Origin of the sequence: Pseudomonas sp. MEJ086, assembly GCF_030209025.1 — a bacterium.
GTDB classification, from domain to species: Bacteria; Pseudomonadota; Gammaproteobacteria; order Pseudomonadales; family Pseudomonadaceae; genus Aquipseudomonas; species Aquipseudomonas fulva_A.
Window position 1 is genome coordinate 120,997 of the sequence record NZ_JARVSV010000025.1, and the last position, 23,477, is coordinate 144,473.

Genomic DNA, 23,477 nt, shown 5'->3' on the forward strand with positions numbered 1-23,477 from the left:
GCCTAGAGGCGGTCACAGGTGGTGCGGCACGCAAGTGCAGCACCGATGCGCAATACCTAAACGAAAACGGTAGACAAGCATGAATCTTCACGAGTATCAGGGTAAGCAGCTGTTCGCTGAATACGGCCTGCCCGTATCCAAGGGCTTCGCCGTAGACACCCCGGAAGCAGCAGCAGAAGCCTGCGAAAAAATCGGTGGTACCGAGTGGGTCGTCAAGGCTCAGGTACACGCTGGTGGCCGCGGTAAAGCGGGTGGTGTGAAACTGGTCAAGAGCAAGGAAGACGCCAAGGCTTTCGCCGCCAACTGGCTGGGCAAGCGTCTGGTGACCTATCAGACTGACGCCAATGGTCAGCCTGTCACCAAGATCCTGGTCGAGTCCTGCACCGACATCGCCAAGGAGCTGTACCTGGGCGCTGTAGTCGACCGCTCCAGCCGTCGCATCGTGTTCATGGCTTCCACCGAAGGTGGCGTGGACATCGAGAAGATCGCTCACGAAACGCCTGAGAAGATCCTCAAGGCCACTATCGATCCGCTGGTCGGCGCTCAGCCGTTCCAGGGTCGCGAGCTGGCATTCCAGCTGGGCCTGGAAGGCAAGCAAGTCGCTCAGTTCGCCAAGATCTTCGTAGGTCTGGCCAAGCTGTTCAAGGATCACGATCTGGCTCTGCTGGAAGTGAACCCGCTGGTCATCAAGGCCGACGGCGACCTGCACTGCCTGGACGCGAAGATCAACATCGACGCTAACGCCATGTACCGTCAGCCGAAGCTGAAGACCTTCCACGACCCGTCGCAAGACGACGCCCGTGAAGCTCATGCCGCCAAGTTCGAACTGAACTACGTTGCGCTCGAAGGCAACATCGGCTGCATGGTCAATGGTGCCGGTCTGGCCATGGGTACCATGGACATCGTCAACCTGCACGGCGGCAAGCCAGCCAACTTCCTCGACGTAGGTGGCGGCGCAACCAAAGAGCGCGTGACCGAAGCCTTCAAGATCATCCTGTCCGACAGCAACGTAGCTGCCGTTCTGGTGAACATCTTCGGCGGTATCGTTCGTTGCGACATGATTGCCGAAGGCATCATCGGTGCAGTGAAGGAAGTCGGCGTCAAGGTTCCGGTTGTCGTCCGTCTGGAAGGCAACAACGCTGAACTGGGTGCCAAAGTCCTGGCCGAAAGCGGCCTGAACATCATCGCGGCAACCAGCCTGACCGACGCTGCTCAGCAAGTCGTCAAAGCTGCGGAGGGCAAGTAATGAGCGTCCTGATCAATAAAGACACCAAGGTTATCTGCCAGGGTTTCACTGGTTCGCAAGGTACCTTCCACTCCGAACAAGCCATCGCCTACGGCACCAAGATGGTTGGCGGCGTGACCCCAGGCAAAGGCGGTACTACCCACCTGAACCTGCCAGTGTTCAACACTGTGAAAGAAGCTGTAGAAGCTACCGGCGCTGACGCTTCGGTCATCTACGTTCCAGCTCCTTTCTGCAAGGACTCGATCCTGGAAGCTGCTTTCGGCGGCATCAAGCTGATCGTCTGCATCACCGAAGGCATTCCTACCCTGGACATGCTGGATGCCAAGGTCACCTGCGACGAGCTGGGCGTTACCCTGATCGGTCCTAACTGCCCAGGCGTGATCACTCCGGGCGAGTGCAAGATCGGCATCATGCCGGGTCACATCCACCTGCCAGGCAAAGTAGGCATCGTGTCGCGTTCCGGCACCCTGACCTATGAAGCCGTCAAGCAGACCACCGACGCCGGCTTCGGCCAGTCCACTTGCGTGGGCATCGGTGGTGACCCGATCCCGGGCTCCAACTTCATCGACATCCTGAAGCTGTTCCAGGAAGACCCGAAGACCGAAGCGATCGTCATGATCGGCGAGATCGGCGGTTCGGCTGAAGAAGAAGCGGCTGCCTACATCAAGGCCAACGTCACCAAGCCTGTAGTTTCCTACATCGCTGGTGTGACCGCTCCTCCCGGCAAGCGTATGGGCCATGCTGGCGCCATCATTTCCGGCGGCAAAGGCACTGCAGACGAGAAGTTCGCTGCACTGCAGGACGCTGGCGTGAAAACCGTGCGTTCCCTGGCTGACATCGGCAAGGCCCTGGCCGAGCTGACCGGTTGGGAAGTGAAGAAGGCGTAAGCCATCTGATCTGATCGAAAGAAGGCCACCCTCGGGTGGCCTTCTTTTTTGTCCCGAAAAAGTTGTTCAGGCGACAGCCGCTTACAGCCAATGGTCAGGTGGGGTGGCACGGGTAGGGCGGTTGCGGCAAAATCGTTAGCCTTGCAACTAATAGGTTTGGTCTCTACCCGAGGCGAGCCTGCAACCAAGGTTCGCGCCACGAGAGCGAACGACGTTTCCCACTATCCATCGGGATTCCCTCTCTCAACTCCGATTTAGCGATGTGGTATTTCTTCAAATGACTTCCCTGAAAAGCCAGGACGTTCTCGCCCTGGGGTTCATGACTTTTGCCCTGTTCGTCGGGGCCGGCAACATCATTTTTCCACCCATCGTCGGCATGCAGGCAGGCCCCCATGTATGGCTGGCCGCGCTTGGCTTTCTGATCACAGCGGTCGGTCTGCCGGTGATCACCCTGGTCGCTCTGGCCAAGGTCGGTGGCGCCATGGACGCGCTGAGCAGCCCGATCGGCAAAGCCGCCGGTGTGCTGCTGGGTACGGTCTGCTACCTGGCGGTCGGCCCCCTGTTCGCCACCCCGCGTACCGCCACGGTGTCCTTCGAAGTGGGCCTGGCGCCGTTGACCGGCGATAGCCCGCTGGCGCTGTTCATCTACAGCCTGGTGTATTTCGTGATCGTACTGGGCGTCTCCCTGTATCCGGGGCGACTGCTGGACACCGTCGGGCGCGTGCTCGGCCCGATGAAGATCCTCGCGCTGCTGATTCTTGGCGGTACGGCCTTCGTACTGACACCCGGTGAAGTGGGGCCGGCAACCGCCGTCTATGAGGCGGCGCCATTCTCCCAGGGCTTCATCAATGGTTACCTGACCATGGATACCCTGGGGGCGCTGGTCTTCGGCATCGTCATCGTCAATGCCATCCGCTCCCGTGGGGTCGAGTCGCCACAATTGATCACCCGTTACGCCATCATCGCCGGGCTGATCGCCGGGGTCGGCCTGGCCGTGGTTTACATCAGCCTGTTCCGCCTCGGTGCGGGCAGCCATTCCATCGCGGCCGGCGCCACCAATGGCGCTGCGGTGTTGCATGCCTACGTTCAGCACACTTTCGGGGCACTGGGCAGCGGCTTCCTGGCCGTGCTGATCTCGCTGGCCTGCCTGGTCACGGCGGTTGGCCTGACCTGCGCCTGTGCGGAGTACTTCAGCCGTCTGGTACCGCTGTCCTATCGCAGTCTGGTGGTGATCCTAGCCGCGTTCTCGCTGCTGGTATCCAACCTGGGTCTGACCAAACTGATCCAGATATCCGTGCCGGTCCTCACCGCCATCTACCCGCCATGCATCGTCCTGATCGCTCTGAGCTTCTGCTGGGGGCTATGGAATTCGGCTGGTCGCGTGGTCGGACCGGTGATGCTGGTGGCAACGCTGTTCGGCATCGTCGATGGCCTGAAGACCGCTGGCCTGGATGGCGGTTTGCCGCAATGGCTGGTCAGCCTGCCACTGGCCGAGCAGGGTCTTGCCTGGCTGTTGCCGGCGGCCATCATGCTGGCCATCGCCAGTGGTTACGACTGGTTGCGTGGCAAGCCGCAGGAAGTGCTGGCCTGAGCATATCCGGTTGATCGAAAGCCGCTCGTATCAAACTGTGTGAAAACTACTGCGCTCGCTCATGCGGCGTTAAAAACCGGCTAAAAATGCTCATTTACAACTCGTAAACTGCGCTTTTTCGCCGGTTTTTGCCTTGCCTGACCTTCGCTCGCTACGTTTTCACACAGCCTGCAATGAGCGGCTTTTTCTTATCTCGCCTGGCTATAATCGCTCCAGCCTTACAAGGAGCTTGCATGCCCATCAGCGAAGAATATCTGCCGCACGTCCTGGCCGTTCTCTGGTTCGTCATCTGTTGGGGCGGCTACACCCGTTACGCCCAGGCGAAAGGTCGCACCACACCCTGTCTGGCCAGCGTTCTGCACCTGTATCGCGAGGACTGGATGCGGCGCATGCTGTTGCGCGACAACCGCATCGCCGACGCCAACGTGATCGGCAACCTCGAGCGCAATGCCTCGTTCTTCGCCTCCAGTACGCTGATCATTCTTGCCGGTATCCTCACCGTGCTCGGCGCCTCGGATCGTGCGGTATCGCTGTTGGCCGACCTGCCATTCGTGCAGGTCGCCAGCCGTGGCATGTCGGAAGCCAAGCTGTTGTGCCTGGGCGTGGTCTTCGTCTATGCCTTCTTCACCTTCAGTTGGTGCATGCGCCAATACAACTTCGCCGCGGTACTGGTGGGCTCTGCGCCGATGATTGGTGAGCGGCACGTCACCGAGCAGGAGCGCAAGGCGTTCGGTGAGCGCACCGCGCGGGTCATCTCGATGGCGGCCAACCAGTTCAACTATGGGCTGCGCGCCTACTATTTCGGCATGGCGACGCTGGCCTGGTTCATCAACCCCTGGTTCTTCATGATGGTCACCGCCGGTGTGGTGGTGGTGCTGTACCGACGCGAATTCCATTCCGATGTGCTGGAAGTGATGGTGTATACACAAACGCCGACGTTCGAGCCGGCCAAGGAGAAAACCGAATGAGTATTCCGTTCTGGTGCATTTTCATCAGCGCCCTGCTGATTTTCGTGGCGAAGGCGCCGCTGGCCAAGGCGATGAAGGAGGAGGGTGGGCGCTACGACAACCATCATCCCCGTGCACAACAGGCGCGTCTTAGCGGATTCGGTGCGCGTGCACTGGCCGCTCATCAGAATAGCTTCGAAGCGTTTCCGTTGTTCGCCGTCGGGGTCTTGATGGCGCACGTCACCCAGAGTAGCGGCTGGCTGGTGGACTGGCTGGCGGTGATCTTCGTGGTCGCGCGGGTGCTTTATCTGCTTTTCTACTGGGCAGACCTGCACTGGCAACGCAGTCTTGTATGGGCGATCGGGATGGGTTGCACGCTGCTGTTGATGCTCACGCCAGCGTTGCGGTGAACCGGGGGGAGGGGCGCGTTACCCGCAGCAGGCTGCGGGTAACGTGAAGATGACCGCTTATTGCTGTTTCTGAGTCGGCGCAGCCGGTGCAGCTGGGTCCGCAGGGGCTGCCGGCTCGGCAGGTGCGGTAGTGGCTGGCGGAGTCTGAGCCTCTTCCTGTTGCTCTTCGGCGCGCTCCTGAGCGGCCTCAGTTTCTTTCTGAGCAGCTTCGTTGCTCTCCTCAGCGGCGTCGTTCATCGACTCCTGAGCTTCGGTACGCGCTTCTTGAGCGTCTTCCGCTTTGTTTTCGGACGGCTTGTCACAGGCCGCAAGGCCCAGCGTGGCAGCGAGCATGAAGGCGTAAGCGACTGACTTTTGCATGGGGGTGTTTCTCCTTATGGGTAAATACCATTACGGTTTTTCGAGGCGTCAAAGTGGATATAAGTTCATTCCCTTTCTACTCGATGCCCGATAACGCACGGTGTGCACCCTTGAAAGCACCAATTCAGGGCCTGTCACAAAATCGGAAAATTCTCGACTTCTCGATGGAATGAGCGCGCTTCGATGATTATCGTGACGCTCACTCCTGCGGTGCGCGCTGGAAAGTGATCGCATCCCATGCCGATCCTGGCAACTGATCTAAGGAAACTGAATGGACGCGTTGTTGATCCTGGGCGGCCTGCTGCTGATACTCGTCGGCCTGGTGTTGCTGGTAATGCGTGGTTTCGCCACCAGCCTGCTATGGGGGTGGGCATGCTTGTTGCCCCCGCTGACGCTGCTGTTCATCGTGCGCCACTGGCGCCGTGCCAGGCATGCGCTGGCCTGCTGCGCGCTGGGCATGATCCCGCTGGTGGTCGGTCTGGCGGTGATGGCAGGTCAGGATCCGCAACGCCTGGAGGCCATCATCGGGCTCGAGTGGCTAAAGCCCGAGAAGCCAGCGCCAGGCGAATTGCATATCCAGCTGCACGGCCAGCTCAACGGTGAGCCGTTCGTGCCTCAGGAGGGAGAACTGATCGACGGCGTGCTCAGCCTGCGTGAAGGCCAGGACTTCTTCGCCCGTCGCGAGCTGATCATTCGTGGTCTGCCGCTGTCTGCCGATGGCCTGCGCCTCGATGTGTTGCCGGAGGACCAGGGACAGTTGCCGGAAATCGAGTTCAACTGGCTGCTGCCGGATCAGGATCTGCCCGAGGCACGTCAGCTCAAGGGGGGCTATACCCTGCATCTGGATCTGCAGCCCGAGGCACCCAACCGCCTGGTGGGTGAATTCCATCTGGTTCTGCCACCGCAGTTCGAGACCACCCTGAGCGGCAAGGTCGAGGTGTTTCGCAACGGCCTGCGTTATCACGAGGGCAGGGTGGATCGCACCGTCGACTCTCGCGACACCCTGGCCTACGTCCTCACCGACCACCTGCAGCGGCGCTTTTCCACCCGCGACGTTCAGCTTTCGCCACTACCGGCTACCGGCGTGACCGGCAGCAACCTGATGCTCGACGTGAGCGCTCGTATCGATGGCCGCGAACAGCGTTTGCCGGTCAGCCTGAGCAAGCACGCCGAGCGGGGCTGGCGTGTCGACGATGACCGCTTCGCCGAATTGCCGGCCGCAGCCCCGCCGGCGCCGGCTGCCGTTCCGCCTCAGCCCGCTGCGCCGCAGCAGCCACAACCTGTGCAGGACCCCCGCAGGGACTTTTCCCTGGTGCGCCTGCTCAGCGAGCCGCAACGCTACGTCAACCAGCCGTTGCGGGTGTTCAGCGAAAAGGGCAGCTCGATTCAGGGGCAGTTCGCCGGGCTCGAGCAGGGGCAGGTCATTCTCAGGCAGCGCCTCAACGGCTCGGGCGAAGCACGCTTTGCCATGCCCGAAGCCGACATCGTTCATGTCGAACTGCTCGACGAGTGAGTCCAGGGTGACTTGAAGTTTTCCCGAGCCGCCCCCACTTGATGGTCATCCGCCGTACCGCGGCTTAGCCATCAATGTGGAGTTAGATGACCATGAGTGTGGAAACTCAAAAAGAAACCCTGGGCTTCCAGACAGAGGTGAAGCAACTGCTGCACCTCATGATCCACTCGCTGTATTCCAACAAGGAAATCTTCCTGCGCGAGTTGATCTCCAACGCCTCCGACGCCGTCGACAAGCTGCGTTTCGAGGCGCTGGCCAAGCCCGAGCTGCTCGAGGGCGGTGCCGAGCTGAAGATCCGCGTGACCTTCGACAAGGACGCCAAGACCGTCACCCTCGAAGACAACGGTATTGGCATGAGCCGTGAAGAGGCCATCGCGCACCTTGGCACCATCGCCAAATCCGGCACCGCCGATTTCCTGAAGAACCTCTCCGGCGACCAGAAGAAGGACTCGAGCCTGATCGGTCAGTTCGGCGTCGGCTTCTACTCGGCGTTCATCGTTGCCGACAAGGTCGAAGTATTCACCCGCCGTGCCGGTCTGTCGGCTGGCGAAGGCGTGCATTGGGCCTCCAAGGGCGAGGGTGACTTCGAGGTCGCCAACGTCGAGAAGGCCGAGCGCGGTACCCGCATCGTCCTGCACCTCAAGAGCGGCGAAGAAGAGTTCGCTGATGGTTGGCGCCTGCGCAACGTCATCAAGAAGTACTCCGACCATATCGGCCTGCCGATCGAGCTGCCGAAAGAAAGCCATGGCGAAGAGCAGGACAAGCCGGCCGAGGAGTGGGAAGTGGTCAACCGCGCCAGCGCGCTGTGGACGCGTCCGCGTACCGAGGTTACCGACGAGCAGTACCAGGAATTCTACAAACACGTTTCCCACGACTACGACAACCCGCTGAGCTGGAGCCACAACAAGGTCGAAGGCAAGCTGGAATACACGTCGCTGCTGTACGTGCCCGGTCGTGCGCCGTTCGACCTGTACCAGCGTGAAGCACCGCGTGGTTTGAAACTCTATGTACAGCGTGTGTTCATCATGGACCAGGCGGACGAGTTCCTGCCCCTGTACCTGCGCTTCATCAAGGGTGTGGTCGACTCCAACGACCTGTCGCTGAACGTCTCCCGTGAAATTCTCCAGAAGGACCCGGTGATCGACTCCATGAAGTCGGCGCTGACCAAGCGTGTGCTGGACATGCTGGAGAAGCTGGCCAAGAACGAACCCGAGCAGTACAAGGCGTTCTGGAAGAACTTCGGCCAGGTCCTCAAGGAAGGTCCCGCGGAAGACTTCGCCAACAAGGAGAAGATCGCCGGCCTGCTGCGCTTCGCGTCGACTGCCGAAGGCGAGGGCGAGCAGGTGGTTTCCCTGGGCGACTACATCGGCCGCCTCAAGGAAGGCCAGGACAAGGTCTACTTCCTTACCGGCGAGTCCTACGCGCAGGTCAAGAACAGCCCGCACCTGGAAGTCTTCCGCAAGAAAGGCATCGAAGTGCTGCTGCTCACCGACCGTATCGACGAGTGGCTGATGAGCTACCTCACCGAGTTCGATGGCAAGTCGTTCATCGACGTTGCCCGCGGTGACCTGGACCTGGGCTCGCTGGACTCGGAAGAGGACAAGAAGGCTCAGGAAGAAGTCGCCAAGAGCAAGGAAGGTCTGGTCGAGCGTCTGAAGGGCGCGCTGGGCGAGCAGGTCGCGGAGGTTCGCGTCTCCCATCGCCTGACCGATTCGCCAGCCATCCTGGCCATCGGCGAACAGGACCTGGGCTTGCAGATGCGCCAGATTCTTGAGGCCAGCGGCCAGAAGGTGCCGGATTCCAAGCCGATCTTCGAATTCAACCCGAACCACCCGCTGATCGAGAAGCTGGATGCCGAGCCGGACGAAGACCGTTTCGGCGATCTGTCGCACATCCTCTTCGATCAGGCCGCTCTGGCTGCAGGCGACAGCCTGAAAGACCCAGCCGCCTACGTGCAGCGCCTGAACAAGCTGCTGGTCGAGCTCTCTGCCTGACCCGCTAGCCGCTATGCAAAACGCCGCTCGATCGAGCGGCGTTGTTGTATCTGCAATCTGGTTTTTTCGATTTGGTAGCCAGGGTCGAGCGCAGCGACACTCGGGAAAATCCCTGGGTATCGCTATGCTCAAGCTAGGCTACGTCCTTGCGGCGAGCGCAAATGGGGAAGCCGATATCCGCTCTCGACACGCTCGACCCACAGGATGGACGTCGCTTTATCCGTCCACCGCTCGTTGCCTGAATGGTGGATGAAAAGCGTCAGCGACGCGCCCCGATCCACCCTACGAATCCATCAATGAGACCGCGCGGCGATCCTGATGAAAGATTACGAATGTGGGAGCGCGCCATGCGCGCGAAAAAACGCGGCCACGGCCCGCTCCCACAGGAGGAAACCTGATCTCGGCTACCCCCAGTGGGGCCGCAGCCTGCAACCGATATGGCCTGGCCTGCGAAGCCAATAATCAGCCCATACAAAAAAGCCCCATCATCCAGCGGATGACGGGGCTTCTGGTCGTGCCGGTTCAGACGATCAGACGATGATGCCCTGGCTGCGCAGGTAGTCGTCGTAGGTGCCGCTGAAGTCGGTGACGCCGTTGTCCGACAGCTCGATGATGCGCGTGGCCAGGGAGCCGACGAACTCGCGGTCATGGCTGACGAAGATCAGCGTGCCCGGGTAGTTCTCCAGCGCCAGGTTGAGCGCTTCGATGGATTCCATGTCCAGGTGGTTGGTCGGTTCGTCCATCACCAGCACGTTGGGCTTCTGCAGGATCAGCTTGCCGAACAGCATGCGGCCTTGCTCACCACCGGAGATCACCTTGACCGATTTGAGGATCTCGTCGTTGGAGAACAGCATGCGGCCCAGTGTGCCGCGGATGACCTGTTCGCCCTGGGTCCACTGACCCATCCAGTCGAACAGGGTCACGTCGTCCTCGAAGTCGTGGGCGTGATCCTGGGCGTAGTAACCCACCTCGGCGCTTTCCGTCCACTTCACGGCACCGGCGTCCGGGCTCAGTTCACCGACCAGGGTGCGCAGCAGGGTGGTTTTGCCGATACCGTTGGGGCCGATGATCGCGACGCGCTCGCCGGCTTCGACGGTGAAGCTGAAGTTCTTGAACAGCGGCTTGCCATCGAAGCCCTTGGACATCTGTTCGATGGTCACGGCCTGGCGATGCAGCTTCTTGGTCTGCTCGAAGCGGATGAACGGACTGACCCGGCTCGACGGCTTGACCTCGGCCAGCTGGATCTTGTCGATCTGCTTGGCACGGCTGGTGGCCTGCTTGGCTTTCGAGGCGTTGGCGGAGAAGCGGCTGACGAAGTTCTGCAGCTCGGAGATCTGCGCTTTCTTCTTGGCGTTGTCCGACAGCAACTGCTCGCGCGACTGGGTCGCAGCGGTCATGTACTCGTCGTAGTTGCCCGGGAACAGGCGCAGCTCGCCGTAATCCAGATCCGCCATGTGGGTGCAGACCGAGTTCAGGAAGTGACGGTCGTGGGAAATGATGATCATGGTGCTGTTACGCGCCGTCAGAATCGTTTCCAGCCAGCGGATGGTGTTGATGTCCAGGTGGTTGGTCGGTTCGTCGAGCAGCAGCACGTCCGGATCGGAGAACAGTGCCTGAGCCAACAGCACGCGCAGTTTCCAGCCAGGGGCGACTTCACTCATCGGGCCGAAATGCTGTTCCAACGGAATGCCCAGGCCGAGCAGCAGCTCGCCGGCACGGGATTCGGCGGTATAACCGTCCATTTCCGCGAACTCGCCTTCGAGTTCACCGACCTTCATGCCGTCTTCTTCGCTCATTTCCGGCAGCGAGTAGATGCGGTCGCGCTCGGCCTTGACCTTCCACAGCTCCTCGTGGCCCATGATCACGGTGTCGATCACGTTGAATTGCTCGTAGGCGAACTGGTCCTGGCGCAGCTTGCCGAGACGCACGTTCGGCTCGAGCATAACCTGGCCGCCGGAAGGGTCGAGGTCGCCACCGAGGATTTTCATGAACGTCGACTTGCCGCAGCCATTGGCGCCGATCAGGCCGTAGCGGTTACCGTTGTTGAACTTAACGGACACGTTCTCGAACAGCGGCTTGGCACCGAACTGCATCGTGATATTAGCTGTGGAAATCAAAGTGCTCTAACTCGCATGTTTCAGAGGTGTGGATTCAGTCTTGGGGCAGTTTTGGGGCAATTCGTAGCGTGTTCACCGCTGCCCAGTCGCCCTCGCCATCGATCCATCGGGCATAGCGGGTCAGCAGAATCTGTATCGAATGGCCCAATTGCTTGGCGATGAAAGCCGGGGCCATGCCTGCCATCAGACACATAGTTGCGTAAGTGAGGCGCGCATTGTACGGAGGACGGTAGCGAATACCCAGCGCTTTCAAGGGCGGGGCCGCTGATGATGCAGGTCACTCGTCTGTTGATCGTCCAGGCGTTCTGCTTGCGAGGGCAGCAGCAGGGCGTTCGCTGTGTGCCGATGTCGACGATGGGGCGCTCAGCGTATGCCCTGGCTTCTCCAGCGCCTCGACTGGGCGGTCGGCCCGCACCGCCGACACGGGAAGTGCTGCGCGTTGCGCAGCGGGAGCTACAGGCCGGGCGGCGCCAGCGCTACCTCTTGTCCTCGCAGTCGATTACCGTGACATTGTTGATGATGTCCTTGCTGTCCGTGAACAGGGTGATATTGCAGAAATAGTCGACGATGGTGACGTTGTCGTAGTAGCCCACATCGCGGTAAACCGGCTGGCTGTAAGCCGGCATGATGCCTGTTGCACCTTGGCCACCAATGGTGACCCACGTTTGTTGCTCACCGACATACTCCACGCCCGTTTTGATGAACTCTTTCTCGGGGCTCAGGTGCGTTTGCAAGCGATTCCAGGCATAGAAACCGCCCGATCCGTATGGCGAAGGTCCCATTCCGTGGTCGGGCTCGCCGAAGACCGCAAAGGCGTTGCTGGCGGGCTGGCCTATCAGCAGCTTGGCAGCTTCCTCCACGTCGTTGCCTTTCTTGGTGTTTACCGTCGAGCAGGCGCTGACTGCAATCAAAGCCATTGCCAGGCAGGTTTCTCTGATTGGTTTCACGCTCTTCACTCCTTGGTACGGGTATCTGCGCCGGGCCAGCACAGGAAATACCCTGAGGCAATCAAGGTAAAAACAAGCCATCGGTTCGTCAAGGCAGGCCCCTCGCTCGGTAGAAATTGCACTCGGGTTGGTGATTCCCACGCGCCGGGCGTGGTGTCAGCGGCGTTGGCCAGCGCTTGGTAGAGCGCCTGGGGAATAACCTTCAAAGGCCCGGCATGAGCGGCATGGCGCTTGAGTTTTTATGCATTAAAGTTTCCTTGAGCTGCTTAGTCTATTCCTGCAGCCTCTATGTTTAGCGGAATTAATTCGTTCGAAATTCGCCTGTTCTGGTCTAGCTTAACGGCCATTCGTAGGCATCGCAGAACCTCTCTGTGAGCTGCTCACCGTTATTGCCAAGGCTGCCGAATGTCTCTTTCCATCGCCCCCGCCGATCGTATGCTGGATGCCGCCAACCAAGGCGATGCCGCCTATGGGCGGATCCGCCGCGACATCCTGTCCTGCCGGCTGACGCCAGGCGCGCTGATTACCGAGCCTGGGCTGATGGAGCTGTACGAGATTGGCAAGAGCAGCTGCCGGATCGCGCTGACGCGTCTGTCCCACGAGGGCTTCGTCAGGTCTCTGCCGCGCAAGGGCTATCAGGTCGCGCCGATCACCGTGAAGGACGTCGAGGAGGTCTTCACCCTGCGCGTGCAGCTCGAGCCGTTGGCGGCTCGGCTGGCGGTCGGCCGCGTCGACATCGAGCGCCTGCGGGAGCTGGAGGCCGCCTGCCGGGTTCGCCACCCCGTTTCTCTGCCTGATCAGATCGATGTATTCATGGACGCCAACAAGGCGTTCCACCTGGAGATCGCCCGGGCCACCGGCAACGAACGGTTGTTGCGTACGTTGTCCGGGCTGATGGACGAGATGACGCGACTGGTGGCGCTGGGGTTCAACGTTCAGGGCACCAAGCCCGAAATCAAGCACGACCACAACGCCATGATCGCCGCGTTCGAGGAAGGCGACGGCAAGCGCGCCGAGCTGATCGCTCGCCGGCATATCGAAACCTTCCAGGCCATGACCCTGGAGAAAGTCTATGCCAGCCTCAGCGAAGCCGGCGCATCGCTGCCGCTGCTGGCGGCGAGGTTCGCCCGATGAATGCCGCACTGCAGCAGGATCTCGCGGTGTCGGCGATCACCTTGCAGGGTATCGGCAAGCGCTTCGACGCCCTCGAGGTGCTGCGCGATATCTCCTTCGAGGTGGGGCAGGGCGAAGTGGTCGCGCTGCTGGGCACTTCGGGGTGTGGCAAGAGCACCTTGCTCAATATCGTTTCCGGGTTGCTCGCCCAGGATCAGGGCCAACTGCGTTTGTTCGGCCAGGCTTCGGCAGCTTTCAGCGACTGGCGGCGCATCGCCTACCTGTTTCAGGAGGACCGCCTGCTGCCCTGGCGCAGCGTGCAGGCCAACGTCGCCTTCGGGCTGGAGGGCAGTGGCGTCGGCAAGGCCGAGCGTGCCCGGCGGGTTGCCGAGGCGCTGCGCCTGGTTGGCCTCGAGGCCTTTGCGAAATCCTGGCCGCATCAGTTGTCCGGCGGCATGCGCAGCCGGGTCGCTCTGGCGCGCAGCCTGGTGGTGAAACCCCAGGTGCTGCTGATGGACGAGCCGTTTTCCAAGCTCGACCCGCACACCCGCAGTCAGATGCACGACGAGCTGCTGCGTCTGCAGGCGCTCACCGGCATGACGGTGCTGTTCGTCACCCATGACGTGGAAGAGGCGGTGGTGCTCGCTGATCGGGTGGTAGTGCTGGAGCCGCGCCCAGGCCGCATTCGCGCCATCCATCCAATGGCCTTGCCGCGCCCACGGGTGCCCACCGAGCCTGCCGTCAACGAACAGGTTCGTCGCCTGCGTCTGGAGGTCTGACATGGATACCGCCAAGCGCTTTTCCAGTCTCGCCCTGCAACGCTTCGCGCTGATCGCCGTGGTCGGCCTGCTCTGGTGGTACGCCGCAGGTCGCCTGCCATCGTTCGTGCTGCCCGGGCCGGAAAAGGTTCTCACCGCACTGGGCAACCTGCTGCAGAGCGACACCTTCCTGCATGACCTGAGCGCCACCCTCGGTCGGGTGCTCAGCGGCTTCGCACTGGCCACGCTGGTCGGCACGCCGCTGGGCCTGGCGCTCGGCAGCAGCCCCGCACTGGCGCGCTTCTTCGAGCCGGTGCTGTCGGTGTTCAACACCGTGTCGTCGGCGATCTGGGCGATCTTCGCCATCATCTGGTTCGGCATCTCCGACGCCACCACGGTGTTCGTGGTGTTCATGACCGCCATGCCGCTGATCCTCACCAACGTCTGGCAGGGCGCGAAGACCGTGGAGCGGCAATACGTGGAGCTGGCGCGCTCGTTTCGCCTGTCGCGGCTGCAGATCCTGCTGAAGATCTCGCTGCCGAGCATCCTGCCGTACTTCTTTTCCGGTGCCCGCCTGGCGTTCGGCTTCGGCTGGCGGGTATCGCTGGTGGCCGAGACGCTCGGCGCTTCCGATGGCATCGGCTATCGCCTGCGCCAGGCGGCGGACCTGGTGCAGAGCGACCAGGTGTTCGCCTGGACCGTGTTGCTGGTCGCCCTGATGTTGGCGCTCGAAGCGGGGGTGCTCAAGCCCCTCGAACGCCGGCTGTTTCGTTGGAAAACCCCCTAGCTCCTCCCTCTATCAAGGATCAATCCATGCGTAAGTTGATTGCCGTCGCCGCCCTGGCCGCGACCGCGGTGCTGCCTTTTGCTGCCCATTCGGCGGACAAGGTCCGTATCGGTTACTGGACCAGCGGTGTGAGCCTGGGCTACGGCTCGGTGCTCGAATCCAAGGATTTCCTCGCCGAACGCGGCATCGAAGCCGAATTCGTGCACTTCCCCGACGTCAATGCGCCGATCCGCGCACTGGCCGCCGGCTCCATCGACCTGGCGTTCGGCGCACCGCTTGCCGGGGTGTTCTCGACGGCGGCCGAAGGCGTGCCGATCCGGATCTTCGCGGCGACCCAGCCAGCCGACGTGCAGTTCGTGGTGCCGGCCGATTCGCCGATCACCTCGCTGGCCGAGCTCAAGGGCAAGAAAATCGGCATGTCGCCGGCCGGCTCTTCGGTGGCGGTGATCGCTGGCGCCGTGCTGGCCGGCAACCATGGCATCCAGACCAACGACTTCTCCCTGGTCGGCGGCAACGAGTCGCGCCTGGCGCAGTTCCTGGCGCAGAAACAGGTGGATGGCGCGGCCCTGCGTTCGGTCACCATCGCCCAGCTCGAAGACGAGCTGAAGGTAAAGCGCCTGGGCAGCTTCGCCGAGGAATGGAAGACCCTCACGCACGCCGAGGCGGTGCCGTACATCGGCGTCGGCACGGTGGCCGCCAAGCTGGTCGACGACAAGCCGGAGGTTGTCGCCCGGGTCATCGCTGGCCTGCGCGACACGCTCGCCTGGGGCAAGGCGAACCCGGATGAAGTCGTCCGCATCCTGCAGAAGAGCGCCAACCTGCCCGAGCAGGATGCCCGCGTGTACGTCGGCCAGTGGGATGCCATGAACCGCATCGCCTTCGAGCCGGCGGACATCGAAACTCTGCGCCGTCAGCACCAGGTGTTCGTCGACGGCGGCCTGATCAAGGGCGAACTCAAGGACGACCTGTTCGCCACCGAACCCTACACCCAAGCCAAACACATCAAGTAATCACGGAGACAACGACTGTGAGCAAGACCATGAAAGCTCTGGTACTCGACGAACACGGCGACCTCGACCAGTTGCGCGTCGTCACCGACAAGCCGATACCGGCAGTGGGCAGCGGACACGTGGTAATTCGCGTTGGCGCATCGTCCTTCAATTACCACGATGTATTCACGGTGAAGGGCATGCCCGGCATCAAGGTGCCGCTGCCGGTGGTCATCGGCCTGGATCTGGCCGGCACCATCAGCGAGCTGGGTGAAGGAGTCGAGGGCTGGAAGGTCGGTGACCGCGTGCTGATCAACCCGCTGAAACCCGACGTCGGTCTGATGGGCGAGATGGTCGACGGCGGCATGGCCGAGTACGCCCTGGTCGATGCGCGGCAGCTGATCCGTCTGCCCGATGCCGTGAGTTTCGAACAGGCGGCGGCCTTGCCGGTGGCGTATGGCACCGCCCACCGCATGCTGATCACCCACAACACCGTGAAGGCAGGGGACCGCGTGCTGATCCTCGGTGCCAGCGGTGGCGTGGGCACCGCCTGCGTGATTCTCGCCAAACTGCTGGGCGCCGAGGTGATCGCCTGTGCGGGCAGCGACGAGAAGGGCGAGCGCCTCAAGACCCTGGGTGCCGACCACGTCATCAACTACCGCGATACCGACTTCTCCAAGTGGGCCATCGGCCAGTACGGCAAGCCGCAGCGCCGCAACTACGAAGGCGGCGTGGACGTGGTGATCAACTTCACCGGTGGCGACACCTGGCTGCCATCGCTCAAGTGCATCAAGCGCGGCGGCACGCTGCTGGTGTGCGGCGCTACCGCCGGCCACGACCCCAAGGAAGACCTGCGCTACGTCTGGAGCTTCGAACTCAACATCAAAGGCTCGAACAGCTTCTACGAAGACAACCTGGTCGGGCTCCTCGACCTGATCGCCGAAGGTCGGATCGACCCGATCATCGACCGCGTACTGCCCCTCGAACAGGCCGCCGAAGGCCTGGCGCTGATCCGTGATCGCGAAGTGCTGGGCAAGGTGGTCGTCACGCCCTGACCGGCTTGCATCGATCAGCACCGTGCAATCGTCCGTTTGCGGGCGATTGCAGCACCTTCGAAACAATTCAACAGGATTGATCTCATGACCGAAACGACACTTCCGAGCGCTGCCGATATCCAGGCCAAACTGCTCAAGGGCCCTTATCACCAATGGCTGGGCCTGCAGGTTCTGGCCGTGGGCGAGGGCAGCATCGAGCTCAGCGCGAAATGGCGCGAAGAATGGGTGGTGAATGTCGAGGGTGGCTACACCCACGGCGGCATACTCGCGGCGCTGGTCGATCTGACCGCGGACTGGGCGCTGGTGTCCAGAACCGGCAAAGGCGTGCCGACCATCGACCTGCGTGTCGACTACCACCGGCCAGCCAAGGGCGATCTGCGCGCCACGGGCACGGTGATCAAGTTCGGCAAGCAGTTCTCGGTGGCCGAGGCGCAGGTCTTCGATGGCGAAGGCCATCTGGTTGCCAGCGGCCGCGGCGTCTATTCCACGCCCGCCCCTAAGGTGTGATCCCATGAGTGCGGCACTGGACCACCTGGTCATCAACGCGCGCTTCGATCTCGATGCGGCCGCAGCCATCTTCGCGGGCCTGGGCTTCACGCTCACGCCCCGCGGGCATCACTCTCTCGGCTCGATCAACAACCTGATCATGTTCGACGAGGGCTACCTGGAGCTGATCGGGCTGCCCGCCGGCGGCGAGCGTCTGCGCCAGGAAATCCTCGACAGCCCACCTGGAATCGACGGCCTGGTACTGGCCAGTGACGACCCCCGTGCCACCCATGCAGCGCTGGTGCAGGCCGGCTTTCTGGTCCAGCCGGTGCAGCATTTCTCCAGGCCGGTGGAGGTCGATGGGGCCTCTCTTGACGCTCGCTTCGGTACCGTCCGGCTGGTGCCTGGGCAGTTCGCCGCTGGCCGGGTGTACTTCTGCCATCATCAAACACCGGAACTGGTCTGGCGGCCCGAGTGGCTGGGCCACGCCAATGGCATTCACCGCATCGAGCGGCTGACGGTGGTCAGCGAGCAACCGGAGCAGACACGTCAGGCGTTCGAGCGCCTGGGGCGTTTCGACGGACGATTCAGCGTCGAGGTCATCGATAGGGCGGCGTGGCGCCCCAGGGATGTGCAAGCTGTAGGGCAAGAGCACGAGCGTGCCGAGCGCTTCGTTTCCATCGGCCTGCGTGGTGGCGATCCGGCAGACCTGGCGCGCCGCGCCACGAGTCTCGGCTTGCCCCATCGGCAGGAGGCCGATCGGGTCACCATCGTCATCCCGGGCTTCGCCACCGTGCTGGAGTGCCTGGCATGAATGCGCAGATCGCCAATTTGGGCAGTGTGATCGGCCGCGACAGTCCGGGTGAGCGACTGGCGTTCATCGGCCTCGACAGCCAGTTGAACGAGTCGCGCTGCACCTACCGTGAACTGGACGAGCTGGCCAATGGCATTGCCTGTGCGCTGCTGGCCCGGGGCTTCGTCCAGGGGGAGCGCATTGCCTTGCTGACCTTCAACTCGGTGGCTTGCATCGCGGCCGTGCTCGGCATCATGCGCGCCGGGCTGGTCGCCGTGCCGGTCAATCACCGATTCCCCAGGACGCTGATCGATTATGTGATCGCCGACAGTGGCGCGCGCCTGCTGTTCTGCGACGCGCCGCATCGAGATGCAGCCCCCGACATGCCGCGCGTATCGCTGGAGGCGGATGAGCTGGCGGCTTTCGCTCAACGGGGGCCTCTGCAAGCCTTCCAGCCGCTCGGTGACGAGCCGGCGATGATGCTTTACACCTCCGGTTCCACTGGCAAGCCCAAGGGCGTGGTGCTCAGCCACCGCGCTCACCTGTGGATCGTGCGCACCCGTTTGCAGGCCACCCCGCTGGCCGACGAGCGTGCGTTGATCGCGGCGCCGCTGTACCACATGAATGCGCTGGCGCTGGCGCTTCTCGTCCTGGCCAGCGGTGCCACCGCGATACTGCTGCCGCAGTTCAGTGCCGTCACCTATATCGAGGCGATCCAGCGTTACCGCTGTACCTGGCTGACCGCCGTGCCGCCGATGATCGCCATGATGCTGCGCGAGCAGGCGCTGCTGGAGCGCGCCGACCTGTCATCCGTGCGGGTGGTGCGCATGGGCTCGGCGCCGGTGAGTGCGAGCCTGCTCGAGCAGATCCACCGCCTGCTGCCGAATGCACGGATCATCAATGCCTATGGCACCACCGAAGGTGGTCCGGTGGTCTTCGGCGCCCATCCGCAGGGGCTGGCCAGCCCGGTGCTATCGGTGGGGCATGCCCACCCGGACGTGCAACTGCGCCTGCGCGATGAGGCAGGGCTGCTGGCGGATGAGGGCGTGCTCGAGTTGAAGAGCCCCGGGCTGATGTCCGGCTACCACAACCGGCCTGACCTGGCCGCGCCGTTCACGGCCGATGGCTTCTACGTGACGGGCGACGTGTTCCGCCGCGATGCCGATGGTTTCCATACCTTCGTGGGCCGTCGTGACGACATGTTCGTCAGCGGTGGCGAGAACATCTATCCCGGCGAGGTGGAAAAGCTGCTCGAACGTCACCCCGCGGTGCAGCAGGCCTGCGTGGTGCCAGTCGAGGACGAGATCAAAGGGTTCAAACCCATGGCTTTCGTCGTGCGGCGCCAAGGCAGCCAGGTCAGCGAGGCCGAGATCAAGGCCTTCACCCTGGAGCATGCGCCGGCCTATCAGCACCCGCGCCGGGTATGGTTCGTCGACACCTTGCCGCTTGCTTCCACCCACAAGATCGACCGCAAGGCCTTGCTCGACAAGGCTCGGCAAAACCTCCAGAACAGTGGCCGGACCACCGGAGCGTTGGAGCGCCAACCCATCTGACTTTCAACACAACCCAGGATCTGCCTCCATGCGCTTCGCCATTCGCTCATTGCTGCCCCTCACGCTGGCAGTTGCCAGCCACGCCCATGCCCTCGACGAGGTCACCGTCGCCCTTGCCATTCCCGCCGCCGTTCACGACGGCGCGCCATATGCCGCAGCCCAGGAACTGGGGCTGTTCACGGAACAGGGGCTGAGCGTCGAGACCGTGGTCTTCCAGGGGGCTGGCGCCTTGTTGCCACAGGTTGCCAGCAAACGGGTGACATTCGGCTTCCCGGTCGCCGAGCCGGTGCTTTCCAGCCACTTCAACAAGAACCCGTTGCCGCTGCGCTACTTTTACAACGGCGTTCCCAGCCAGACTCTGGAATACCAGGTACTCGCCGATTCGCCGATCAAGACCCTGGCCGATCTCGAGGGCAAGAAGATCGGGGTCGGTGCCTTGACCTGGGGCACCTTGCCGAACAGCCGCGCAGCCCTGCGCGTCGCCGGCCTGGAGCCTGGCAAGAACGTCGAATTCGTCGCCGTCGGCGCGCTCGGCGCGGGTTTTCAGGCGCTGCGCAGCGGTCAGGTGGATGCGCTCAACTTCAACAACAGTTGGGGGGACATGCTGGAACTGTCCGGCACGCAAACCCGGCGCATCCAGTATCCCGAGGTGTTTCAGAACAACCCCGGCAACGGCTTCATCGCTCACCAGGACACCTTCAAGGACAACCCCGATCTGATCCGCCGTTTCGGCCGCGCCTATACCGAGGCACAGTTCGTGTGCGAGGTGAACCCGGCGTTCTGCGTCCAGGCATTCTGGCGTCAGCACCCTGAAAGCAAGCCTGCCGATGCCCAGGGCAAGGGCCTCGAAGACGCCAAGACGCTGCTCGCTCGCCGTTTGCAGCGCACCCTGTATTTCCCGGATGGCAGCCCGCGCGTACCGGGGCAATATGACCTGCAGGCGATTCGCGCTGCGGTACAGGCCATGGCCGAGGCGGGCGAGTTCCCCAGTGCCGAGGTGCCGGTGGAGCAGGTGTTCTCCAACGAGTTCGTACCCGCCTTCAACGATTTCGACCGTGACGCGCTGCGCAAGCGTGCGGAGGCGGCGAAATGACCCCGGCGTTCGAAATCGACATTGCCGATGGGCTGATCGACCAGCCCCGGCGCGTTCGGGTGCTGGGGCTGAGCGCGGGTGTGGCGCATCTGACGGCGACCCTGGAACATCCCGATGGCAGCCTGTGGCAGAGCGAGGCCAGCTTCGAAGTCGCTGCCGACGGCGTGCTGGATATCGATGCACAAGTGCCCCTTGCTGGCGACTGGAGCGAGCTGGAGGCGCTGGCGCCGGTGTGGGCGTTGCGCCAGCTGAGCCCGCCCCGCAGGCCGCAAGCCAGCGAGGGGCTGGAACCCCTGTCGATTCGCTTGCAGATAGGCGATGCCGCTGGCGGTAGCGCCTCGGCCACGCTCACCCAGCGCTTTCTCGCCCCCGGGGTGAGCCGCCGTGAAATCCGCGATGAGGGGCTTTCCGCAACCGTGTTCAGCCCTGCCAGCGATGGCCCACACCCGCTGGTGATCGTGCTCAATGGTTCGGGCGGCGGTACGCCGGAGCAACGTGCGGCGCTGTATGCCGCCCATGGCTATGCAGCACTGGCTTTGGCCTTTTTCAAGGCGCCGGGGCGGCCCGAGCATATTTCCGACACGCCGCTGGAGTACTTCGAGCAAGCACTGCTCTGGGCGCGGCGCGAGCTGCAGCCGCGGCATGGCTTCATCGCTGTCGCCGGCTTGTCTCGCGGCGGTGAGCTGGCATTGCTGCTGGGGGCGACCTTTCCCGAGTTGGTATCCGCGGTGATCGGCTACGTGCCGAGCGCGGTGATCCACGGCACCTTGCGGGCAGGGCGTCCGGAGCAGCCACGTGACGCCGACGCATGGACATGGCGTGGCCAGCCGCTGCGCAATGTCTGGAGGGACAACCCCGCGGCGGACTGGCGGGCCTTCGACCAGCCCCCCGAACCCGGGGCGGCGATTCGCCAGGCACCGGCCTTCGTGGCAGTGGAAGCCCATGCAGCCAGCGTCGCGGCGGCACGCATTGCCGTTGAGCGCATCGATGGGCCGATCCTGCTCATCTCGGGGACCGACGATGGTTTCTGGCCGTCCAGCGCTTACAGCGAGCGTATTCAGGCCGAACTGCAGGCGGCAGGGCATGCCTGGCCGGTCAGCCATGCGCGTAACGAAGGGGCAGGTCACGCCATCGGCTTTCCCTGCATGCCCACCACGCAGATCGCCAAGGTTCATCCGGTCGCCGGTGTGCTGATCAGTGGTGGCGGCACCCCGGCAGCCAATGCCCGTGCCAACCGAGAGAGCTGGCAGGCCGTGCTGAAGTTCCTGGCCGATGCGCTGCGTGCACGGGAGACGCAGCCATGAGCGCGGCCCTGACCCTCCAGGCGGTGGGGCTGACCTACCAGACCCGTCGCGGAGAGATTCAGGCCCTGGCCGACGTGAGCATGAGCATCGCCGACGGGGAGTTCGTCGCGGTGCTCGGGCCCTCTGGCTGTGGCAAGTCCACCGTCCTCAAACTGGCGGCAGGCTTGCTCGACGCCAGCCAAGGGCGAGTGGTGGTCGCCGGGCAGGCGATAGAAGGCCCTGGCCGGCATACCGGCGTGGTGTTCCAGAAACCCAATCTGCTGCCCTGGAAAACCGTGCTGAACAACGTGCTGCTACCGGCACGCACGCTTGGCCTGCCCATCGACGAGGCTCGCCAGCGGGCGACGGCGCTGCTCGAGCTGGTCGGCCTCGGCCCGTTCGCCAACGACTACCCGTTCGAACTCTCCGGGGGCATGCAGCAGCGTGTCGGGATCGCCCGCATGCTGTTGCACGATCCGCAACTGCTGCTGATGGACGAGCCGTTCGCCGCCCTCGATGCCTTGTCACGGGAGGCACTGACCCTGGAGCTGCAACACATCTGGAGTCAGCAGCGCAAATCGGTGCTGTTCATCACCCACAGCATTCAGGAGGCGGTGTTTCTCGCGGACCGGGTGCTGGTCATGTCGCCGCGCCCCGGGCGCATCATCGACGAGGTGGCGATCACGCTACCGCGCCCGCGCACCCTGGAAACCCTGGCCGACCCGGCGTTCATCGCGCTCTGCCAACAACTGCGAAGGCACTTCACCCATGCGTAGATTGCTTCCCGTGCTCTATCCACTGACCAGCCTGGCGGTGCTGATCCTGATCTGGGATCTGTCCGTGCGCCTGCTCGAAATTCCCGACTATCTGCTGCCTGCGCCGCTGACGGTCTATCAGGCGCTGGCGGGCGGTTTTGCCGATGGCAGCCTGTGGCCGCACATCGGCGTCACCCTGGGTGAAACCCTCAGCGGTTACGTGATCGGCTGCCTGCTGGCGATCGTCCTGGGCGCCTTGCTGGCCGAGTCGGAAACCTTCGAGCGCTTCGTGTATCCCTTGCTGATCGGCCTGCAGGCGACACCCAAGGTCGCACTGGGGCCGATCATTCTGGTCTGGTTCGGCTTCGGCATGGCCTCGAAGATCGTGCTGGTGGCGCTGGTCTGCTTCTTCCCGCTGTTCGTCAATACGGTGAACGGCATTCGGCGAACCGACCCCGAATTGCTCGACGCCTGCCGTTCGTTTTCCGCGTCGCGGCTCTACCTGCTGATCCACGTGAAGTTTCCTGCGGCGGCGGGCGAGGTGTTCGCCGGTTTGCAGATCGGCGTGTCGCTGGCGCTGATCGGTGCGGTGGTCGGCGAGTTCCTTTCCGCCCAGCGTGGCCTGGGTTATCTGATCGCGTCCAGCTCGGTGAGCATGAGCCTGTCGACCATGTTCGCCGGTGTCATCCTGCTGGCGCTGATCGGTCTGTGCGGTGCGCAGACCGTGCGCTGGCTGCAACGCCGTGTGATCTTCTGGGAGCCGGGCGCTGTCCGATCCCGTAAACATTGATGGAGAACCC

22 protein-coding genes are annotated in these 23,477 nt (G+C 62.9%); 19 read left to right on the top strand and 3 right to left on the bottom strand.

Annotated elements, in window-relative coordinates; all coding sequences use genetic code 11:
• Positions 1 to 79: 79 nt before the first annotated feature.
• The 5 genes from sucC (at position 80) to QRN22_RS16740 (ending at position 5,081) form a co-directional block, all read left to right on the top strand.
• Positions 80 to 1,246, top strand: coding sequence for an ADP-forming succinate--CoA ligase subunit beta (gene sucC / locus QRN22_RS16720; protein WP_042553713.1), 1,167 nt, complete (start codon positions 80 to 82; stop codon positions 1,244 to 1,246).
• Entirely contained in the window at positions 1,246 to 2,133 is an 888-nt protein-coding gene (gene sucD, locus QRN22_RS16725) for a succinate--CoA ligase subunit alpha (RefSeq protein WP_042553712.1), read from the top strand. The genes sucC and sucD overlap by 1 nt, the downstream gene beginning before the upstream one ends.
• 277 nt (positions 2,134 to 2,410) lie before the next feature.
• On the top strand, positions 2,411 to 3,724 hold the full coding sequence (gene brnQ, locus QRN22_RS16730; protein WP_042553711.1) for a branched-chain amino acid transport system II carrier protein: 1,314 nt from the start codon (positions 2,411 to 2,413) through the stop codon (positions 3,722 to 3,724).
• Positions 3,725 to 3,957: 233 nt separating this feature from the next.
• Entirely contained in the window at positions 3,958 to 4,692 is a 735-nt protein-coding gene (locus QRN22_RS16735) for a DUF599 domain-containing protein (RefSeq protein WP_042553710.1), read from the top strand.
• A complete protein-coding gene (locus tag QRN22_RS16740; RefSeq protein ID WP_042553709.1) occupies positions 4,689 to 5,081 on the top strand; it encodes an MAPEG family protein in 393 nt (130 codons plus the stop codon). Before QRN22_RS16735 ends, QRN22_RS16740 begins: the two co-directional genes overlap by 4 nt.
• 57 nt (positions 5,082 to 5,138) lie before the next feature.
• On the opposite strand, the gene QRN22_RS16745 is transcribed toward QRN22_RS16740, so the two are convergent.
• Positions 5,139 to 5,441, bottom strand: coding sequence for a hypothetical protein (locus QRN22_RS16745; protein WP_042553708.1), 303 nt, complete (start codon positions 5,439 to 5,441; stop codon positions 5,139 to 5,141).
• Positions 5,442 to 5,712: 271 nt separating this feature from the next.
• Between QRN22_RS16745 and QRN22_RS16750 the strand changes: the two genes are divergently transcribed.
• Together QRN22_RS16750 and htpG are read left to right on the top strand one after the other, a co-directional pair.
• Complete coding sequence (locus tag QRN22_RS16750; RefSeq protein WP_042553707.1) at positions 5,713 to 6,954, top strand: hypothetical protein; 1,242 nt, start codon at positions 5,713 to 5,715, stop codon at positions 6,952 to 6,954.
• 92 nt (positions 6,955 to 7,046) lie between these two features.
• The gene (gene htpG, locus QRN22_RS16755; RefSeq protein ID WP_042553828.1) at positions 7,047 to 8,948 is read left to right on the top strand and encodes a molecular chaperone HtpG; all 1,902 of its coding nucleotides are present in this window, start codon (positions 7,047 to 7,049) and stop codon (positions 8,946 to 8,948) included.
• 530 nt (positions 8,949 to 9,478) lie between these two features.
• On the opposite strand, the gene QRN22_RS16760 is transcribed toward htpG, so the two are convergent.
• Positions 9,479 to 11,065 (bottom strand): ABC-F family ATPase, encoded by a 1,587-nt coding sequence (locus QRN22_RS16760; RefSeq protein ID WP_042553706.1) that lies wholly within the window; start codon positions 11,063 to 11,065, stop codon positions 9,479 to 9,481.
• A gap of 476 nt (positions 11,066 to 11,541) precedes the next feature.
• A complete protein-coding gene (locus tag QRN22_RS16770; protein ID WP_373565144.1) occupies positions 11,542 to 12,021 on the bottom strand; it encodes a hypothetical protein in 480 nt (159 codons plus the stop codon).
• Positions 12,022 to 12,417: 396 nt separating this feature from the next.
• On the opposite strand from QRN22_RS16770, the gene QRN22_RS16775 reads away from it, so the two are divergent.
• The 12 genes from QRN22_RS16775 (at position 12,418) to QRN22_RS16830 (ending at position 23,467) form a co-directional block, all read left to right on the top strand.
• A complete protein-coding gene (locus QRN22_RS16775; RefSeq protein ID WP_042553703.1) occupies positions 12,418 to 13,146 on the top strand; it encodes a GntR family transcriptional regulator in 729 nt (242 codons plus the stop codon).
• A complete protein-coding gene (locus QRN22_RS16780; protein ID WP_042553702.1) occupies positions 13,143 to 13,904 on the top strand; it encodes an ABC transporter ATP-binding protein in 762 nt (253 codons plus the stop codon). Before QRN22_RS16775 ends, QRN22_RS16780 begins: the two co-directional genes overlap by 4 nt.
• A 1-nt stretch (position 13,905) precedes the next feature.
• Positions 13,906 to 14,670, top strand: coding sequence for an ABC transporter permease (locus tag QRN22_RS16785; protein WP_042553701.1), 765 nt, complete (start codon positions 13,906 to 13,908; stop codon positions 14,668 to 14,670).
• Between the two features lie 26 nt (positions 14,671 to 14,696).
• Positions 14,697 to 15,680 (top strand): ABC transporter substrate-binding protein, encoded by a 984-nt coding sequence (locus QRN22_RS16790; protein ID WP_042553700.1) that lies wholly within the window; start codon positions 14,697 to 14,699, stop codon positions 15,678 to 15,680.
• 17 nt (positions 15,681 to 15,697) lie between these two features.
• Positions 15,698 to 16,714 carry a zinc-binding dehydrogenase gene (locus QRN22_RS16795; protein ID WP_042553699.1) on the top strand — a complete coding sequence of 339 codons (1,017 nt, stop codon included), beginning with the start codon at positions 15,698 to 15,700 and terminating at the stop codon, positions 16,712 to 16,714.
• A gap of 84 nt (positions 16,715 to 16,798) precedes the next feature.
• Positions 16,799 to 17,221, top strand: coding sequence for a PaaI family thioesterase (locus QRN22_RS16800; protein WP_042553698.1), 423 nt, complete (start codon positions 16,799 to 16,801; stop codon positions 17,219 to 17,221).
• A gap of 4 nt (positions 17,222 to 17,225) precedes the next feature.
• Positions 17,226 to 18,014 carry a VOC family protein gene (locus QRN22_RS16805; protein ID WP_042553697.1) on the top strand — a complete coding sequence of 263 codons (789 nt, stop codon included), beginning with the start codon at positions 17,226 to 17,228 and terminating at the stop codon, positions 18,012 to 18,014.
• Positions 18,011 to 19,546, top strand: a complete 1,536-nt coding sequence (locus QRN22_RS16810) for a class I adenylate-forming enzyme family protein (RefSeq protein WP_042553696.1) — start codon at positions 18,011 to 18,013, stop codon at positions 19,544 to 19,546. Before QRN22_RS16805 ends, QRN22_RS16810 begins: the two co-directional genes overlap by 4 nt.
• A 28-nt stretch (positions 19,547 to 19,574) precedes the next feature.
• Positions 19,575 to 20,639 carry an ABC transporter substrate-binding protein gene (locus QRN22_RS16815; protein WP_042553695.1) on the top strand — a complete coding sequence of 355 codons (1,065 nt, stop codon included), beginning with the start codon at positions 19,575 to 19,577 and terminating at the stop codon, positions 20,637 to 20,639.
• The gene (locus QRN22_RS16820) at positions 20,636 to 21,943 is read left to right on the top strand and encodes an acyl-CoA thioesterase/bile acid-CoA:amino acid N-acyltransferase family protein (protein WP_042553694.1); all 1,308 of its coding nucleotides are present in this window, start codon (positions 20,636 to 20,638) and stop codon (positions 21,941 to 21,943) included. Before QRN22_RS16815 ends, QRN22_RS16820 begins: the two co-directional genes overlap by 4 nt.
• Positions 21,940 to 22,698 (top strand): ABC transporter ATP-binding protein, encoded by a 759-nt coding sequence (locus QRN22_RS16825; RefSeq protein ID WP_042553693.1) that lies wholly within the window; start codon positions 21,940 to 21,942, stop codon positions 22,696 to 22,698. The genes QRN22_RS16820 and QRN22_RS16825 overlap by 4 nt, the downstream gene beginning before the upstream one ends.
• Positions 22,691 to 23,467, top strand: coding sequence for an ABC transporter permease (locus tag QRN22_RS16830; RefSeq protein ID WP_042553692.1), 777 nt, complete (start codon positions 22,691 to 22,693; stop codon positions 23,465 to 23,467). The genes QRN22_RS16825 and QRN22_RS16830 overlap by 8 nt, the downstream gene beginning before the upstream one ends.
• Positions 23,468 to 23,477 lie beyond the last annotated feature (10 nt).

Coding starts and splice junctions, on each gene's coding strand:
- sucC (WP_042553713.1), top strand. CDS start 80: ATGAATCTTCACGAGTATCAGGGTAAGCAGCTGTTCGCTGAATACGGC.
- sucD (WP_042553712.1), top strand. CDS start 1,246: ATGAGCGTCCTGATCAATAAAGACACCAAGGTTATCTGCCAGGGTTTC.
- brnQ (WP_042553711.1), top strand. CDS start 2,411: ATGACTTCCCTGAAAAGCCAGGACGTTCTCGCCCTGGGGTTCATGACT.
- QRN22_RS16735 (WP_042553710.1), top strand. CDS start 3,958: ATGCCCATCAGCGAAGAATATCTGCCGCACGTCCTGGCCGTTCTCTGG.
- QRN22_RS16740 (WP_042553709.1), top strand. CDS start 4,689: ATGAGTATTCCGTTCTGGTGCATTTTCATCAGCGCCCTGCTGATTTTC.
- QRN22_RS16745 (WP_042553708.1), bottom strand. CDS start 5,441: ATGCAAAAGTCAGTCGCTTACGCCTTCATGCTCGCTGCCACGCTGGGC.
- QRN22_RS16750 (WP_042553707.1), top strand. CDS start 5,713: ATGGACGCGTTGTTGATCCTGGGCGGCCTGCTGCTGATACTCGTCGGC.
- htpG (WP_042553828.1), top strand. CDS start 7,047: ATGAGTGTGGAAACTCAAAAAGAAACCCTGGGCTTCCAGACAGAGGTG.
- QRN22_RS16775 (WP_042553703.1), top strand. CDS start 12,418: ATGTCTCTTTCCATCGCCCCCGCCGATCGTATGCTGGATGCCGCCAAC.
- QRN22_RS16780 (WP_042553702.1), top strand. CDS start 13,143: ATGAATGCCGCACTGCAGCAGGATCTCGCGGTGTCGGCGATCACCTTG.
- QRN22_RS16785 (WP_042553701.1), top strand. CDS start 13,906: ATGGATACCGCCAAGCGCTTTTCCAGTCTCGCCCTGCAACGCTTCGCG.
- QRN22_RS16790 (WP_042553700.1), top strand. CDS start 14,697: ATGCGTAAGTTGATTGCCGTCGCCGCCCTGGCCGCGACCGCGGTGCTG.
- QRN22_RS16800 (WP_042553698.1), top strand. CDS start 16,799: ATGACCGAAACGACACTTCCGAGCGCTGCCGATATCCAGGCCAAACTG.
- QRN22_RS16805 (WP_042553697.1), top strand. CDS start 17,226: ATGAGTGCGGCACTGGACCACCTGGTCATCAACGCGCGCTTCGATCTC.
- QRN22_RS16810 (WP_042553696.1), top strand. CDS start 18,011: ATGAATGCGCAGATCGCCAATTTGGGCAGTGTGATCGGCCGCGACAGT.
- QRN22_RS16815 (WP_042553695.1), top strand. CDS start 19,575: ATGCGCTTCGCCATTCGCTCATTGCTGCCCCTCACGCTGGCAGTTGCC.
- QRN22_RS16820 (WP_042553694.1), top strand. CDS start 20,636: ATGACCCCGGCGTTCGAAATCGACATTGCCGATGGGCTGATCGACCAG.
- QRN22_RS16825 (WP_042553693.1), top strand. CDS start 21,940: ATGAGCGCGGCCCTGACCCTCCAGGCGGTGGGGCTGACCTACCAGACC.
- QRN22_RS16830 (WP_042553692.1), top strand. CDS start 22,691: ATGCGTAGATTGCTTCCCGTGCTCTATCCACTGACCAGCCTGGCGGTG.